This is a genomic window from Mitsuokella sp. AF33-22, assembly GCF_003475755.1.
Classification (GTDB): domain Bacteria; phylum Bacillota; class Negativicutes; order Selenomonadales; family Selenomonadaceae; genus Mitsuokella.
This window is the reverse complement of sequence record NZ_QRQA01000014.1, coordinates 25,212-40,969: the sequence shown is the minus strand read 5'-3', so window position 1 is coordinate 40,969 and position 15,758 is coordinate 25,212. Positions and strand designations below refer to the sequence as shown.

Genomic DNA, 15,758 nt, shown 5'->3' with positions numbered 1-15,758 from the left:
GACGACCACTGCGCCGCCTCCGAGGAATTGGCGTCTTACACGATCTCCCCAAGCGTGAATTCCCGTGTGCCCCACGGTATGTTCTATTCCCGTTCATGCAACTTTGGATTTGTCTTCCAAAGCTTTGCGCAGGATGTTCTTTGCGGCATTCACATCTCTGTCGTGATGGGTTCCACATGCTGGGCAATCCCATTCGCGGACGCTCAAATCCTTTGTCAGTGGATTCTGACAGCCGCAGACGGAGCAAGTCTGACTTGACGGGTAGAAGGTATCGACTTTGATCAGTTCGCCGCCGTGTCGTTCTGTCTTATACGACAACTGACGGAAGAATTCGCTCCAGCTCACATCTGAGATGGACTTCGCGAGTTTATGATGCCGTAGCATTCCCTTGATGTTCAGATGTTCTACGGCTACTGTTTAATTTTCACGAGCAAGCCGTGTTGATATCTTGTGAAGGAAATCCCTGCGGATATTTGCGATACGCTCATGAACGCGTGCAACACGGACACGCGCTCTTTCACGATTCACCGATTTCGGCATCTTTCGGGAAAGCCGCCGCTGCTCTCGGCGGAGCTTGCGCTGGAGCTTCTTCAGTGGATGTGGGTTCTCTACGGTATCGCCGTTGCTATCTGAATAGAATACCTTCAGACCAACGTCAATACCAATCTGCTTGCCATCGTTTGGGCAGAACAAGGATCCTTTTTCTGCTTCGACACAAAGCGAAACGTAGTATTTGCCTGAGGCAGCCCGGCTTACCGTGGCAGAGAGAATCCGGCCATCAAAGTCACGGCTCTGCTTGATTCTCACAAGACCGAGCTTCGGGAGCTTGATTCTCTTGTCGATGATACGGATACCGTTTGTTTGATTGCGCGTCCGATAGGACTGGCTGTGACTATGCTTCGACTTGAAGCGCGGGTATCTTGCCCGTTTCGCAAAGAAGTTCTGAAATGCGCGATCAAGATTCCGCAGGGATTCCTGCAATGCCATGCTGTCCACTTCAGACAGCCATGCAGTTTCCTCGCGCTTCTTGAGGTCGGTGAGCAATTTGCTTGTCTTGACGTAAGTCAGCGAATTGTGATTTGCCTTCCATTCGTCGCGACGTACCGCGAGGAAGTGGTTGAATACGAAACGTGCACAGCCCAGCGTGCGATTGATGAGGTTTTCCTGTGTCCTGTTCGGATAGATGCGGAACTTATAGCCCAGTGTGTACGTTTCCATTTTTCTCACTTCCTTTGCGATGTCTTTTGGCTCTCGATATACTGCTTGACGATTCCAAGCGGCGCACCGCCGACCGTGGAGCAAAAATAGGAATTTGTCCAAAGTGTCGGCAGCTTCGTTGTCAGCCAATGAAATTCTTGCCGAAGTATCCTCGACGTTTTGCCCTTGATTGTCTTCACCGCTTTGTGAATTCCGAATTGCGGATCTACCTCCAAAAGCAGATGTACATGGTCTGGCATGATTTCCATCTCGATGACCTCAAAGTGGTTTTCGGCCGCGATGGACTGTATGAGCTCCTTCAATCTCACATCCACACCATTTACGAGCACTTTTCGACGATACTTAGGACAGAATACAATGTGATATTTACAGGAATATACGATGTTACGATTTGAATGATATACTCTGTTCATATTTGTATTATACTATACTTTATTAATTAATACAACAATTAAGGAGGAAAAAGTTGTCCGTCTTCAATTGCTTACGCAAATTCGGCGGACGCGCCTTATATCTCCAGCCCTAAAGGGCGGGGTTTTACGGCGCGTCCGATAACATAGAATTCGCGCCGCCCTGCGAATCTCCTGCTAACGAATCTGTTTCACTGCGTAAACCAAAAGCTCCCCTTCCGAAGAAAGGGAGCTTGGACGAAATGGGCACGCACGGCGATTTGCCGCCAGATGCTTACTTTACGGAGAGCGTCACCGTCTCGCCGTTGATGTTCCATTCTTTTTCATGGCCATCGAGAGCGTCATACGTCACTTCGTCGCAGAGCGTGATATCCTTGAGGAAGGACTCGTTCTTGCGGACGAGGCCCTCCAGTTTCTCGTTTCCTGCCATGCCGACCTTGATGTGGTCGGTGACCTCATAGCCGTTTTCCTTGCGCATCGTCTGGATCTTGCTGATGATCTCACGCACGAAGCCTTCCTCGAGGAGTTCCTCGGAAAGCGTCGTCTCGAGGGCAATCGTCACGCCGTTGTAGCGCTGGCAGTTGTAGCCTTCCGTCTGTGCCATGGAAACTTCGACATCTTCCGGCAGCAGCGTCACGTCGCCGTCCGGCAGCGAGATGACGAGTTTGCCCGTCGTGTCGAGTTCTTCCTTGGCCTTGTGGCCGTTGACGGCCTTGAGTGCCTTCTGGATGGCGCCCATCTTCTTGCCGACCTTCGGGCCGAGCACGCGGAACTGCGGCTTGAAGCTGTACGTGAGGTACGCTTCCATATCATCCTTGAAGACGACCTGCTTGACGTTGAGCTCTTCCTCAACAATCTGCTTGTAGAAGTCCGGCAGGACAACTGGAGCCTTGACATACATATTGCCGATTGGCTGGCGGTTCTTGATGTTCGCCTCGTTGCGGGCCGCACGGCCGAGCACGACGATCTCAAGAACCTCGCCCATGTTCTTCTCGAGTTCCTTGTCGATGTGCGCTTCGTTGACCTGCGGGAAATCGCAGAGATGGACGGATTCCGGCGCCTGCTTGTCGATGCTGCAGACGAGGTTGCGGTAAATGGATTCCGTCATGAACGGGATCATCGGCGCAGCGGCCTTCACCGTCGTCACGAGCGCCGTGTAAAGCGTCATATAGGCATTGATCTTATCCTGCTCCATGCCCTTGGCCCAGAAGCGGCTGCGGCTGCGGCGAACATACCAGTTCGAGAGTTCATCGACGAACTGCTCGAGTGCCTTCGCGGCTTCCGTGACGCGGTAGTTCGAGAGGTCGTAATCGACATCCTTGACCATCGTATTGAGGCGCGAGAGGCACCACTTGTCCATGACCGGCAGTTTGTCATAGTCGAGCGTGTACTTCGTCGCATCGAAGTTGTCAATGTTGGCGTAAAGCACGAAGAACGCATACGTATTCCAGAGCGTGCCCATGAACTTGCGCTGGCCTTCCTGCACGGCATCGTCGTGGAAGCGGTTCGGCAGCCACGGCGCGCTGTTCTCGTAGAAGTACCAGCGGATGGCATCGGCGCCATGCTTGTTGAGCGCCTCCATCGGATCGACGGCATTGCCCTTCGACTTCGACATCTTGCGGCCATCCTTATCCTGGACATGGCCGAGCACGATGACATTCTTGTACGGAGCCTTGTGGAAGAGCAGCGTCGAGATGGCGATCAGCGAATAGAACCAGCCGCGCGTCTGATCGACGGCTTCGGAGATGAAGTCCGCCGGGAAGCGCTTGGCAAAGATTTCCTTGTTCTCAAACGGATAATGCCACTGCGCGAACGGCATGGAGCCGGAATCGAACCAGCAGTCGATGACTTCCGGCACGCGATGCATCTCCTGGCCGCAGTCCGGGCACTTGATCGTGACCTTGTCGATGTACGGGCGATGCAGCTCGATATCATTGGGGCAGTTGTCACTGAGGCTCTTGAGCTCTGCGATGGAGCCGATGACATGCTGATGGCCGCATTCGCACTGCCATACCGGCAGCGGCGTGCCCCAGTAACGGTTGCGCGAGAGGCCCCAGTCCTGCACGTGCTCGAGCCAATTGCCGAAGCGGCCCTCGCCGATGGATTTCGGGATCCAGTTTACCGTCTTGTTGTTGGCCACGAGCTCGTCCTTGACCGCCGTCATCTTGATGAACCAGGTCGGGAACGAGTAGTAAAGCAGCGGCGTATCGCAGCGCCAGCAATGCGGATAGCTGTGCGTGAATTCCGGTGCCTTGAAGAGCTTGCCCTGCTGCTTGAGATCATCGAGGATCATGGGATCGGCCTTCTTGACGAAGACACCCGGCCAGGCCGTCTCTGCCGTCAGCTCCCCCTTGCTGTTGACGAGATTGACGAACGCGACGTTGTAGTTGCGGCAGACGCGGTTATCGTCTTCACCGAAGGCCGGAGCCATGTGGACAATGCCCGTGCCGTCTTCCGTCGTGACGTAATCATCGCACGTGACGATGAAGGCTTTCTTGCCGGCTTTCGCCTGTTTTTCCACGGCGGCGTTGGCAAACGGATAGAGCGGCTCGTACTCTTTGTACTCGAGCTCCTTGCCCTTGCATTTGCCGAGGACTTCGCGCTCACCCTCGACACCATCAAAGACCGTGTCGACGAGAGCTTCAGCGAGGATGTAGACCGTGCCATTCACGCGCACCTTGACGTAATCGACTTCCGGATTGACGCAGAGTGCAAGGTTCGACGGCAGCGTCCACGGCGTCGTCGTCCAGGCCAGGAAGTAAGCATCTTCGCCCTTGACCTTGAACTTGACCATGGCCGAACGCTCCGTGACGTCCTTGTAGCCCTGTGCCACCTCGTGCGAGGAAAGCGGCGTGCCGCAGCGCGGGCAGTACGGAACGACCTTGTAGCCTTCATAGAGCAGGCCCTTGTTCCAGATTTCCTTGAGCGCCCACCACTCGGACTCAATGAAGTTGTTCTCGTACGTGATGTACGGATGATCCATATCGGCCCAGAAGCCGACGACCTCGGAGAACTGCTCCCACATGCCCTTGTATTTCCAGACGGATTCACGGCATTTCTTGATGAACGGCTCGATGCCGTACTTCTCGATCTGTTCCTTGCCGTTGATGCCGATGGCTTTCTCAACCTCGAGCTCGACGGGCAGGCCGTGCGTATCCCAGCCGGCCTTGCGCAGGACCTTCTTGCCCTTCATGGACTGGAAGCGCGGCAGCATGTCCTTGATGACGCGCGTCAGCACATGGCCGATGTGCGGCTTGCCGTTTGCCGTCGGCGGGCCATCGTAAAACGTGAAGGTGTCGCATCCCTCGCGCTGGTCAATGGCTTTCTGTGCGATGTTGTGTTCCTTCCAGAACTTCGCAATTTCTCTTTCGCGTGCAACGAAATTCAGATTGGTATCTACTTTGCTGTACAAACGAAATACCTCCTTACAAAAATAAAAACCTGCACCCAAACAGGATGCAGGCTTGTTACCTACGTTAAAACCACCTATTTTGACTCACGCACCACCATGCGCTGTTCCGTAACGGGGAATACCGGCGAAACCTACTTTGTTCAGCCCGCTGCTCCGAAGTGATCTTCCCTTGTCCTTACTGACGCCCGGCTCCCACCATTCCCGGTTCGCTATCGCGTTCAAGATAAGGTACTCTCTTCCTCACCGCATTTATTTACATGTTGACAGAATTCATTGTACCACAGGGGTGGACGGAATTCAAATCTATTTTGCTTCTTTTTTCCCGTCACATCGTCTATAATAGCGCTATAGGCTGTTTGCGGCACCTGACAGCCGCCAGCTTCCACAGGCAACGGTTAAAAACAGCTAAAAAAGAAAAAGGAAGGTTCCTTATGCATCAATATCTCTTTTTCATCGACGGGTTCCCCATCCGCACGTACGGACTCGTTCTCTCGCTTTCCATCATCCTGGCCACGGGCGTCGGCTACTTCCTCGCAAAGGCCGACCGGCGCGGCTACGAAGGCCATATCGTCGATCTCGGCATCTACTGCGGCGTCGCGGGGCTACTCGGCGCACGGCTCTGGGATGTATTCTTCTTCGACTGGGACTATTACGGCAGTCACCTGACAGAGCTCTTCAACGTCTGGCAGGGCGGCATGGCCATCCAGGGCGGCGTCATTCTCGGCGTCCTCACGGGTGTCTGGTACTGCCGCCGCCACCATCTCGACACCGTGCACCTCATGGATGTGCTGGCCCCGGCCATCGTGCTCGGACAGGCGCTCGGGCGTTGCGCCAACCTCCTCAACGGCGATGCCTTCGGCGCCCCGACGGGCTCCTCGTTCGGCATCGTCTACCCGGCCACGACGCTCGCGCATCACGTCTACGGCAATCAGCCGCTCTGGCCAGCCGAGGTCTGGGAGGGCCAGCTCGACCTCGTCATCTTCGCCCTGCTCCTGATGTTCCGCACAACGCAGCATGCCAAAGGGCAGTGCTTCGCCCTCTACGTCATGCTCTACAGCGCCGCCCGCTTCGGCCTCGAATTCCTGCGCGGCGACTATACGGAAAAAGTGTTCGGACTCTTCACGAGCGCCCAGACGACAAGCCTTGCCGCCTTCACCATCGCGCTGCTCTTCTTCATCGGCCTCCATTTTTACCAGAAGAACGTCCCGACCAAACAAAAGGAAATCCCTTCCAAGTCACGGCGAAAGAATTGACGCCAGCCCCGTCCATCCTCTATAATGGAGTCTGGACTCATAACAAGAATTCATTACCATTTCATGAAGGAGCGCGGATTTATGAAAATCTTAGCACGTCATCTCACGGTGGATCTCTTCAACTGCAAGAACAGCAAGCTCAAGGACAGCAAGCAGATCAACGAGGCCATCGAGGAAATCCAGGAACAGTTCCACTTCACGCCAATCAACAGCTGCTCGGAGCAGCTCGACGAGCATCACTACGCCATCATGCTGCTCTTCCGCGAAGGCCATATCGTCCTGCACATCTACACGGAACTCAAGTATGTGGCCATCGACATCTTCCTCTGCCAGGAACATGCCGAGCCGGAGCGCATCGCACAGGCCATGCGCAATTTCTTCAAACCGGATAAAATAAAATCCACACTCCTGAAACGCGGCAGTTTCGGTACGCCCAAGGACATCCGCCCGAAGGTCAAGACAAGAGTGGCGCCGCTGCGCAAGATCCACAACACGGGAGCTAAGGTCCTGCGCGTCCTGGCCCGCCGCAACCGCAGCTGACAGGCAATCGGATCAGGAAAAGAAAAACAGCCCGCTGACGAATTTCGCCGGCGGGCTGTTATCGTAGGAATCGACATTCAGGAAGAAGGATGCTTATGCCAGGACTTGGCACTATTGTAAATGTATGCGGCATTGTCGTCGGCGGGCTGCTCGGGCTCGGATGCGGGCGACTGCTCACCAAACGCCTGCAGGACACACTGATGATGGCTGCCGCCGTCGCCGTCATCTTCATCGGCATCGGCGGCACGCTGCGCCAGATGCTCCACCTCACGCCGGACGGACTTGAGGCGACCGGCACCATGATGATGATTGCGAGCCTTTCAGGCGGAGCACTCATCGGTGAGTTCATCAATCTCGAGGACCGCCTTGCCTCCTTTGGCGAGTGGCTCAAGAAGAAATCCGGCAGCGGCGGCGATTCCTCGTTCGTTGAGGGCTTCGTCACGGCTTCGCTGACCGTCTGCATCGGGGCCATGGCAGTTATCGGCTCAATCACCGACAGCCTGCAGGGCGACCACGCCATCCTCTTCGCCAAGACGGTCCTCGACCTCATCATCGTCATGATCATGACGGCCACGCTCGGCAGGGGCTGCATCTTCTCGGCGATCTCCGTCGGCATCTTCCAGGGCAGCATCACGCTCTTTGCGCGCCTCATCGCTCCGTGGATGACCGAGCCGGCTCTTGCCAATCTCTCCTATGTCGGCAATATCTTGATCTTCTGTGTCGGCATCAATCTCTTGTTCGGCTACCGCATCCGCGTCGCCAATTTGCTGCCATCCCTGCTCATCGCCATCTTCTGGCCAGTATGAACCAAAAAAGAATCACGAGAGCTGCTGGATGAATTCGAGAGAACGCAGCGGACGGCCGAGGAGCTGCTGGAGATATTGGAGCAGGATGGATTCTGCCTGGACGAGCAGGGCGGAACGGATGCGCAGCGTCCCGCCCGCCTGCCAGTCGAGGTCGCGCAGCGAGAGGATGAGCTGTCGCAAATTCTCCGGGAAGGGCTCCGCGTACTCCGTGCGGCAGTCAGAGCAGAGCACGCCGCCTTCCCGCAGGGAGAAGTACGCTTCGCCTTTCACATCCCTGCCGCAGTGGCCGCAGTGCTCAAAATGGAGCTGCATACCCGTGAATTCCATGAGCTGGTAGACACCGGCCAGGGCCGTCACGCGCGGGTTGCGCGTCTCAAATGCCTTGAGGATCAGCAGGAGCTGATCGAGCATCCGGGGCTCCGGCTGTCCTTCCGGCAGGAACTCCCGCAGGAACTCCATGACAAAACTGCCGTAGGCCATGGCCGTAAGATCTTCGCTGAGCCTGCGGTAATGCTCGATGAGCGAAGCCTGCCTGACCGTTTCAAGCCTTCTGCCCTCCGCCAGCTGTACGTCGAGATGCGAGAACATCTGCATGGCACCGGCGAGCGGGCTGCGCGGCCGGCGGCAGCCGAAAGCCGCCGCGCGCACGAGGCCGCGTTCGCGCGTGAAAAGCGTCATGACCTTGTCGGCTTCTCCCCAGTTCTTCGAGCCGAGCACGACGGCTTCCGTCTGATACAGGGCCATCAGGAATGCCCTTCTTCCCTGCCGGCAGTTTTTTCGGACGACGGGCGGGCCGGCTCCTGCGGCGGCTCGTTGCGCCGCGGCATGACGGCACCAGCCGTCAACATGTACTGCAGGGCCGATTCGCTGCTGATGTCGAGGTAAATGACATCACTCTTCTTGACGAAAAGATTCGTGCCAGAGGTCATATTGAGGCTCCAGGGCACGAATACACAGACATAATCATCCCCGAGTGCATCCTTCAGCGCCTGCGGCACATCGGCCATGATGAAGCCCAGTGCTTTTGACTGATGGAATGGCACGAGCACCACATGATCGAACATATTGTTCGATTCGAAGACGGCCGTCGACAGATGCTTGACGCTGTTGTAGATGAATTTTACCACGGGGATCTTGCCGAGCAGGACTTCGCCGAAGTGAATCATCCGGCGCATGATCCAGTAGGAAGAAAGCCAGCCCACGAAGTAGATGACAAGCAGCACCGTGATGAGTCCCATGCCGGGAAAATAGAACGGCAGGTGCTTGCCGAGCACGCCTTCCGTGAAGTGCAGGGCCTGCTCCACCACGAGCAGCGTGATGAGCAGCGGCACAAGGATGATGAGCCCGTTGACGAAACGGCGGGAGATGCACCGCGACCAGCTCTTGCGTCCTTTTTCTTCCTTTTCCATCAGGATTCCACTCCAAATCCGAAGTTATGCAGCACGCCCTCGCGGTTGCGCCAGTCCTTCTTGACCTTGACCCAGAGCTCGAGGAAGACGCGGGAGCCGAGCAGCGCCTCGATGTCCGTGCGGGCCAGCCGGCCGATTTCCTTGAGCATGGCGCCCTTGGCGCCGATGATGATGCCCTTCTGGGAATCGCGCTCCACGTAGATGGTCGCGCGGATGTAGACATCGCCGTTCTCGCGCGTGGTCATCTCATCCGTTTCCACAGCGACGGCATGCGGCACTTCGTCGCGCGTGAGCTGCAGGACCTTCTCGCGGACGAGCTCAGCCACGATCAGGCGCTCCGGCTGGTCCGTTATCATGTCCTCCGGATAATACTGCGGCCCCTCCGGCAGGTATTTCTTGACTTCGGTCAGCAGGGCATCGAGATTGAGTTCTGTCTTGGCCGAGATTGGCACAACGCCGACGAACGGATATTTTTCCGTATAGCGCGAAATGATGGGCAGCGCCTGTTCCTTCTCGATGAGGTCGAGCTTGTTGACGACAAGGATGACCGGCTTGCAGGTGGCCTGCAGGCGTTCGAGGATGTAGTATTCACCCGGGCCCATCTTCTCCGTCGCATCGACGACGAACAGGATGGCATCGACTTCCTTCAGCGTACCTTCAGCGGCCTTGACCATGTACTCGCCGAGCTTGTGCTTCGGTTTGTGGATGCCCGGCGTGTCGAGGAAGATGATCTGGGCATCGGGCTCCGTGAGGATGCAGAGGATGCGGTTCTGCGTGGTCTGCGGCTTATCGCTCATGATGGCGATCTTCTGACCGATCAGGGTGTTGATGAGCGTCGATTTGCCGACGTTCGGGCGGCCGATGACGGCGACAAAGCCGGATTTGTGTTTCGTGTTCTGTTCCATACAATCATTCCCGTTACCGAAAACTTATAAAAAGCTATATATTTCATCAGGAAAATTGACTTTTACGTTTCATTCCTCATTCTTTCCCATAAAGGGAGTTTCGCATCCGCTTTTGCCGTTCCGAAGGACAAGCTACCGACGTTTGATATAATGCTCCAGAGGCTTAAATTCCCGACTAACGAATCGGTACATATCTGCATTGACTTGTTGGTGTCAGTTTGCAGATTTGGATTGCTTCATATCTCCGTAGCGTTTCAGATTCAACGCTGCTTGGAAATCGCGGTCTATCGCGTTGCCACAATGCGGACATACATAGGTCCTGTCTGATAGTTTCAGGTCTTTCTTTACATAGCCGCACTCGACGCAAGTCTTTGAGCTTGGATACCACCTGTCAGCAATGACAACAGCTATCTTTGCCCAATGTGCCTTGTATTCAATCTGTCTGCGGAATTCATAAAGATCCTGTTCCTGAATCTTCTCGGATAAATATAGATTCTTCATCATACCACGGACATTCAAGCCTTCGAGGCATACAAAGCTTGGTTTTCGCTTTATGATTGCCGCCGTAGCCTGATGAACGTGATTCTGGCGGATGTATGCCAGCCTGTGATTGATCCGTAAAAGCTGCTTTTCACTTTTTATAAGGTTGCTCGTTTTGCAGTAACGTTCTCCTTTCTTATTCATCTGGTATTTTCGAGATACCTGACGCTGCAACCGGCGTCTTTTCTTCTTGAGTTTTCTTATTGCACGGGTCTTGTTGATATTCCCGACTTTAGTGGCGTCAGAGAGTACCGCCAAGTCCTTGATGCCTAAATCAATGCCAATTCCCTCTGAGCGAGCATATCGCCGTTTCTTGCAAACAAACAACAGTCCGCGCAAAGGTTCCAGCTTTCGGGTTGTCTGTATCCCTATCGAGAGCCACCAGCGCTCACCATCGAACGCAATCCGCGGGTTCGTGTATTTCGCTCGGACAGGAATCCTGTTCCTTTCAGCAAGCCGGATCCAGTTCAAACGCTGACGGTTCTTCCGCCTGCTTCCTGCAAGGCTTTCCAGCTTGACATGTGTCCCTGTGAATTGGATCTTGACATTGTCCTGATAGAAGCGGAAGTCCCCGTTCTTCTTGCTCCTGAACTTGGGATGCCCGTTCATGTCATAGACAGTCAAACTCTTGCCGATGCGAGTATAATGAGTAACTTTCTTCGAGGAATACTTAATGTAGCCGGGCTGCTTCTGCTTGCAGAAGAAGTTCTTGTAGGCAATACATAAATCTTTGATGGCCTGCTTCGTGACGTTATTTGATACATTCAGGAGCCACTTGTTTTCCTCTGAATGGCGCAGAATCGTGAATACTTTTCGAAGCTCACTGTCCGTCTGGATTTTGCATCCTTCACGGAAATTATCCATCTGCTTGTCCAATGCCCAATTGTAAGCATATCTTGCAGCACCAGCGAACTGGAATAGCTTAGTCCTCTGTTTGTTGTTCGGCAACAGCTGTACTCGGATTGACTTGATCATCTGAATCATCTCCTGCCAACTCTCGTATCATCTTCTTCGCTTGATGCGCTCGTTTTCCCTGAAGCTCGCAACTGAACACTGTGATGATTTGGACCAGATCTTCAACCAGTTCCTGTTGCTCGCTTTTCCGGGTCGTATCGACAATCTCAATCTTACATCCATGGATTGTTGCAATCGTTTCGAGAAGCTCAAAACCGAAACGTACGAGCCTGTCCTTATAGAGGAGAACCACTTTCTCGACCTGATTGGTTTCTATCCTGCGAATCAGCTCTTGGAGTCCATTCTTCTTATAATTGATTCCAGAACCGATATCCGTGATGATTTCAAATGGATTTCCTTGTGCGTACAGGTAGGTTCTCAGATTTTCTACTTGTCGTTCAAGATCATCCTTTTGCTTGCGGCTTGATACCCTGCAATATCCGATGACTTTTCTGGGCGCGAACTGGATCCCTGTCACAGCGCACAATTGCTCTTCTGAATAGTAACGATAGCCATTCGTCGAAGTATGATGAGGATGAAGCCTGCCGCTTCTATCCCAATTCCTGAGAGTTTGTGGGGTGACCCCGATGATCTTGGCGAATTTATTGATCGTATAGTATTTCAATGGTATCACCTCGATACTATTTTATCAATAAATTGACTTTTTAGCCAGAGTATTTGTATTATTTTACAACTTAACTTTAACTGTTAGTTACCTTCTGATACCAAGTTTTTCCATGACGAAGCGCTGTTCGGCTTCCATTTCGAGGCGGTCGGCTTCCTCCATATGGTCGTAGCCCAGGAGGTGCAGCATGCCGTGAACCGTCAGGAAGGCCATCTCGCGCTTGACGCTGTGCCCGTATTCTGCGGCCTGTTCTTCGGCACGCTCCACGGAAATCACGAGATCGCCGAGGACGTTGAGGTCGGCACCGCCCTTGACCTCGGGCTCCTCGCTCTCATTGAGCGCGAAGGAGAGCACGTCGGTTGGTCGGTCGATGCCGCGGTACTCGCGGTTGAGCTCGTGGATGTAGGCGTTGTTGGTCAGCGTGATGCTGACCTCGCCGTTCTCCACGCCGTAAAGTTCTCCGACTTTCTCTGCCGCAGCCGTCACATTCTCGACATATTCTGCCGGGACCTTGAGGTCCTCGGGGTAATTGCTGATGATGACATTCATGATTTTCGCACCTCGCGTTCTTTCTCGCGCTGCTTGAGTTCTCGTTCCTTTTCCTTCTTTTTCTTCTCTTCCCAGGCGCCGTAGGCCTCGACAATGCGCGTCACGACATCGTGGCGGATGACATCGACGGGAGCCATGCGCACGATGCTGATGCCCTTGACCTCCCGGAGTACCTGGCTGGCCTCGCGCAGACCGCTCGTCACGCCGCGCGGCAGGTCCACCTGCCCGAGATCGCCCGTGACGACCATGCGCGAGCCGAAGCCCAGGCGCGTCAGGAACATCTTCATCTGCTTATCCGTCGTGTTCTGCGCTTCGTCGAGGATGACAAACGCATCCTCGAGCGTGCGGCCGCGCATGTAGGCGAGCGGCGCAATCTCGATGATGCCCTTGGCCATGAGCTTCTGGTAGCTGTCCTGCCCCAGGATGTCCTGCAGGGCATCGTAGAGCGGCCGCAGGTACGGATCGACCTTATCCTGCAGGTCGCCCGGCAGGAAGCCGAGCCGTTCGCCCGCTTCCACGGCCGGACGCGTCAGGATGATGCGCCGCACCTCTTTGTTGCGCAGTGCGGCCACGGCCATGACGACGGCCAGGTACGTCTTGCCTGTGCCTGCCGGCCCGATGCCAAACGTGATGGCACTGTGGCGGATGGCATCGAGGTAGCGGCGCTGCCCCAGTGTTTTCGGGCGCACGTGACGTCCGCGCGAGGTCACGAGAATCGTGTCGCCGAACAAGGTGTGCAGGGCTTCTCCCTTGCCGCCGCGCACGAGGCCAATGCCGTAGCGCACCTCATGCATCGTAATCGTCGTCCCCTGACGGTAGAGATACTGCAGTTCCTCCACGAGCGTCGCCGCCATCGTGACCTCGGCGCCCTCGCCCAAGATCTCAAGCTGCTCGCCGCGGCTGATGAACTGGCAAGCGAAATTCTCCCGGAGCACCTGCAGGAATTCATCCCGGTCCCCCAAGAGCGCATATGCTTCTTTATGATCGCCAAAAACGATCTGTCGTTCCAATGCCTGTTGCAACGAATTGATTCACCTGCTTCTTTCTCTGATTGTTTCAATCCAGTACATTTCTTTTACGGATGCCCCAAGACACCCCGGCGTGATTCTTTCATTATAACATAAATCGGGGCCTTGCAGAAAATTACCGGCAAAATCCCTGCCGGATATAAGTCAACTATGACAGATAAACGAGTTGACCGTAAACCTTATTGTGTTTATAATGTTGACTATAAGCGATTTTATCCCATCACAATCATGAAACGAATCGAGGCCATCACGATGAAGATCACCAGCATTGCCAAACTCACCGACCAGATTCTCGCGGGCTATCGCCTGAAGCCTCAGGACGATGTCGGCCTGCTGCTCACGGCAGACCTTGCCGAGCTGCAGGAAGGCGCGCGCCACCTGCAGGATGAATTCTGCGGCAACCATGTCGATTTCTGCACGATCATCAACGGGCGCAGCGGACGCTGCGGCGAGAACTGCAAGTACTGTGCGCAGGCCGCCTGCCACCATACGGGTATTGACACGTACGATTTCCTGCCGAAGGAAGAAATCATACGCCACGCCAAAGCCAATCAGGACGCCGGCGCCAACCGCTTTGCCATCGTGACCTCAGGACGCGCGCTCACAGGCCGTGACTTCGACAAGGCCATCGAGGCTTACAAGGAAATGAACGCGACGCTTTCCATCGGCCTCTGCGCCTCACACGGCCTGCTGACGCGTGAGCAGCTCCACCGCCTCTATGCGGCCGGCGTGCGCAGCTATCACCACAACATCGAGACGAGCCGCCGCTTCTTCCCGCAGATCTGCACGAGCCATACGTACGACGACCGCATCCGCACCATCAAACTCGCGCAGACGGAAGGCTTCTGCGTCTGCTCGGGCGGCATCATCGGCATGGGCGAGACATGGCAGGATCGCCTCGACATGGCCTTCGCACTGCAGGAGCTCGGCATCGAGTCCATCCCCATCAATGCACTCATGGCCATCCCGGGCACGGGCATGGAAGGACGTCCGTCCCTTCCTGCCGAAGATATCCTGCGCACCATTGCGATTTTCCGCTTCATCAATCCGACGGCAAACATCCGCCTGGCAGCCGGCCGCAAGCTGCTGCCTGAGAACGGCGCGACAGCTCTGCGTGCCGGTGCCTCCGCCTCCATTACGGGCGATATGCTGACGACCTCGGGCACGACCATCAAGGACGATATGGAGATGCTCAAGCGCCTGGGCCTCACGAATGACGAGGAAGAAGAAGTCACGACGTGCGGCGCACATCGCTGAGACAGCCGTTCCTGAACATACCTGCTTATCCATACCAAAAAGGCTTTCCGCCGATGATATGCTCATCGGGCGGAAAGCCTTTTTCTCATGCATCAAAGAACTGCGTAAGATCGATGTCCTGGATTTTCTCCACGACGACGTCGCAGATGGAAAGGTCCTGAATGCTGCCGGGAGCGCGATAGCCGATGCAGGTCATGCCGGCCGACTTGGCCGCCTTGGCGCCATTACCCGAATCCTCGAGCACGACGCACTCGCGCGGATCCACGTTGAGGTAAGCCGCCGTCTGCAGGTAGATGGCCGGATTCGGCTTCGATTCCGGCAGATTCGTGCCGCTGACGAGGCAGTCAAAGCAATCCACAATATCAAAGTGCCTGACCACATACTCGATGAAGGAATCGGCACTCGAGCTCGCGATGGCTGTGCGCACGCCCGACGAGCGCAGGTCTGCCGTCTGATGGATGAGGTCAATGGTGCCGTCAATCGGATCGATGCCCTTTTCCTCAAGCAGACGCTGAAACAGATAATCCTTGGCCTTGACGGCCTGCTCGGGCGTCGGCTTGAACGGATGCGTCTTGCGCAGATCCTCATATACCATGAGATCCGTTGTTCCCTGGTATTTCACAAGATCATCCACATGAATATCATGTACGCCCATCTTGTTCAGGACATGAACGATGGCTTCCAGATGAAGCGGCTCTGTATCCACAATGACACCATCCATATCGTAAATAAACGCTTTCATGCAAAACCTCCGTTTTCTCCTTACTCTCTTATTCTTATGAATAGAACAAGAAGCCTCCTGCATCGACAGAAAGGCTTCTCGTATAAAATCAAATCCAGGGCTGAGATCAG

The 15,758-nt window shown here is 55.0% G+C and carries 14 protein-coding genes and 1 pseudogene; 4 read left to right on the top strand and 11 right to left on the bottom strand.

Annotated features, from left to right (window positions below; translation table 11 throughout):
* Positions 1 to 93 precede the first annotated feature (93 nt).
* The 3 genes and pseudogenes from tnpB to ileS all read right to left on the bottom strand — a co-directional run bounded on the left by tnpB (position 94) and on the right by ileS (position 5,040).
* Positions 94 to 1,218: pseudogene (tnpB, locus tag DWZ54_RS09545) on the bottom strand (IS200/IS605 family element RNA-guided endonuclease TnpB).
* A 5-nt stretch (positions 1,219 to 1,223) separates the two neighbouring features.
* Positions 1,224 to 1,631 carry an IS200/IS605 family transposase gene (gene tnpA, locus DWZ54_RS09540; protein WP_040636139.1) on the bottom strand — a complete coding sequence of 136 codons (408 nt, stop codon included), beginning with the start codon at positions 1,629 to 1,631 and terminating at the stop codon, positions 1,224 to 1,226.
* Between the two features lie 271 nt (positions 1,632 to 1,902).
* Positions 1,903 to 5,040, bottom strand: coding sequence for an isoleucine--tRNA ligase (ileS, locus tag DWZ54_RS09535; protein WP_118475851.1), 3,138 nt, complete (start codon positions 5,038 to 5,040; stop codon positions 1,903 to 1,905).
* 431 nt (positions 5,041 to 5,471) lie between these two features.
* Here ileS and lgt point away from each other — a divergent pair, with 431 nt between their 5' ends.
* From lgt to DWZ54_RS09520, 3 genes are all read left to right on the top strand, one after another.
* Positions 5,472 to 6,293, top strand: a complete 822-nt coding sequence (gene lgt / locus DWZ54_RS09530) for a prolipoprotein diacylglyceryl transferase (protein ID WP_118475849.1) — start codon at positions 5,472 to 5,474, stop codon at positions 6,291 to 6,293.
* 81 nt (positions 6,294 to 6,374) lie between these two features.
* Entirely contained in the window at positions 6,375 to 6,833 is a 459-nt protein-coding gene (gene speD / locus DWZ54_RS09525; RefSeq protein ID WP_118475847.1) for an adenosylmethionine decarboxylase, read from the top strand.
* A gap of 95 nt (positions 6,834 to 6,928) precedes the next feature.
* Positions 6,929 to 7,639, top strand: a complete 711-nt coding sequence (locus DWZ54_RS09520; protein WP_118475845.1) for a DUF554 domain-containing protein — start codon at positions 6,929 to 6,931, stop codon at positions 7,637 to 7,639.
* Positions 7,640 to 7,651: 12 nt separating this feature from the next.
* Here the strand turns inward: DWZ54_RS09520 and recO are convergent, their stop codons facing one another.
* The 7 genes from recO to DWZ54_RS09485 form a co-directional block, all read right to left on the bottom strand.
* Positions 7,652 to 8,383 (bottom strand): DNA repair protein RecO, encoded by a 732-nt coding sequence (gene recO, locus DWZ54_RS09515; protein ID WP_118475843.1) that lies wholly within the window; start codon positions 8,381 to 8,383, stop codon positions 7,652 to 7,654.
* A complete protein-coding gene (locus tag DWZ54_RS09510; RefSeq protein WP_118475841.1) occupies positions 8,383 to 9,048 on the bottom strand; it encodes a DUF502 domain-containing protein in 666 nt (221 codons plus the stop codon). The genes recO and DWZ54_RS09510 overlap by 1 nt, the downstream gene beginning before the upstream one ends.
* Entirely contained in the window at positions 9,048 to 9,953 is a 906-nt protein-coding gene (gene era / locus DWZ54_RS09505; protein WP_118015277.1) for a GTPase Era, read from the bottom strand. The genes DWZ54_RS09510 and era overlap by 1 nt, the downstream gene beginning before the upstream one ends.
* A 213-nt stretch (positions 9,954 to 10,166) precedes the next feature.
* Entirely contained in the window at positions 10,167 to 11,468 is a 1,302-nt protein-coding gene (locus DWZ54_RS09500; protein ID WP_118475840.1) for an RNA-guided endonuclease TnpB family protein, read from the bottom strand.
* Positions 11,416 to 12,072 carry an IS607 family transposase gene (locus DWZ54_RS09495; RefSeq protein ID WP_118475838.1) on the bottom strand — a complete coding sequence of 219 codons (657 nt, stop codon included), beginning with the start codon at positions 12,070 to 12,072 and terminating at the stop codon, positions 11,416 to 11,418. The genes DWZ54_RS09500 and DWZ54_RS09495 overlap by 53 nt, the downstream gene beginning before the upstream one ends.
* Before the next feature lie 87 nt (positions 12,073 to 12,159).
* Positions 12,160 to 12,621, bottom strand: coding sequence for an rRNA maturation RNase YbeY (gene ybeY / locus DWZ54_RS09490; protein WP_118475836.1), 462 nt, complete (start codon positions 12,619 to 12,621; stop codon positions 12,160 to 12,162).
* Positions 12,618 to 13,643 carry a PhoH family protein gene (locus DWZ54_RS09485; RefSeq protein ID WP_118475835.1) on the bottom strand — a complete coding sequence of 342 codons (1,026 nt, stop codon included), beginning with the start codon at positions 13,641 to 13,643 and terminating at the stop codon, positions 12,618 to 12,620. Before DWZ54_RS09485 ends, ybeY begins: the two co-directional genes overlap by 4 nt.
* A 258-nt stretch (positions 13,644 to 13,901) precedes the next feature.
* Here DWZ54_RS09485 and bioB point away from each other — a divergent pair, with 258 nt between their 5' ends.
* Positions 13,902 to 14,906 carry a biotin synthase BioB gene (gene bioB / locus DWZ54_RS09480; protein ID WP_118475897.1) on the top strand — a complete coding sequence of 335 codons (1,005 nt, stop codon included), beginning with the start codon at positions 13,902 to 13,904 and terminating at the stop codon, positions 14,904 to 14,906.
* An 85-nt stretch (positions 14,907 to 14,991) separates the two neighbouring features.
* Here bioB and DWZ54_RS09475 read toward each other — a convergent pair whose 3' ends face one another.
* Positions 14,992 to 15,648 carry an HAD family phosphatase gene (locus DWZ54_RS09475; RefSeq protein WP_118475833.1) on the bottom strand — a complete coding sequence of 219 codons (657 nt, stop codon included), beginning with the start codon at positions 15,646 to 15,648 and terminating at the stop codon, positions 14,992 to 14,994.
* Between the last annotated feature and the right edge of the window lie 110 nt (positions 15,649 to 15,758).

What these genes read in the sequence shown, in the direction of transcription:
- speD (WP_118475847.1), top strand. Translation starts at nt 6,375, where the DNA reads ATGAAAATCTTAGCACGTCATCTCACGGTGGATCTCTTCAACTGCAAG.
- DWZ54_RS09500 (WP_118475840.1), bottom strand. Translation starts at nt 11,468, where the DNA reads ATGATCAAGTCAATCCGAGTACAGCTGTTGCCGAACAACAAACAGAGG.
- lgt (WP_118475849.1), top strand. Translation starts at nt 5,472, where the DNA reads ATGCATCAATATCTCTTTTTCATCGACGGGTTCCCCATCCGCACGTAC.
- DWZ54_RS09475 (WP_118475833.1), bottom strand. Translation starts at nt 15,648, where the DNA reads ATGAAAGCGTTTATTTACGATATGGATGGTGTCATTGTGGATACAGAG.
- bioB (WP_118475897.1), top strand. Translation starts at nt 13,902, where the DNA reads ATGAAGATCACCAGCATTGCCAAACTCACCGACCAGATTCTCGCGGGC.
- DWZ54_RS09510 (WP_118475841.1), bottom strand. Translation starts at nt 9,048, where the DNA reads ATGGAAAAGGAAGAAAAAGGACGCAAGAGCTGGTCGCGGTGCATCTCC.
- tnpA (WP_040636139.1), bottom strand. Translation starts at nt 1,631, where the DNA reads ATGAACAGAGTATATCATTCAAATCGTAACATCGTATATTCCTGTAAA.
- DWZ54_RS09520 (WP_118475845.1), top strand. Translation starts at nt 6,929, where the DNA reads ATGCCAGGACTTGGCACTATTGTAAATGTATGCGGCATTGTCGTCGGC.
- recO (WP_118475843.1), bottom strand. Translation starts at nt 8,383, where the DNA reads ATGGCCCTGTATCAGACGGAAGCCGTCGTGCTCGGCTCGAAGAACTGG.
- era (WP_118015277.1), bottom strand. Translation starts at nt 9,953, where the DNA reads ATGGAACAGAACACGAAACACAAATCCGGCTTTGTCGCCGTCATCGGC.
- ybeY (WP_118475836.1), bottom strand. Translation starts at nt 12,621, where the DNA reads ATGAATGTCATCATCAGCAATTACCCCGAGGACCTCAAGGTCCCGGCA.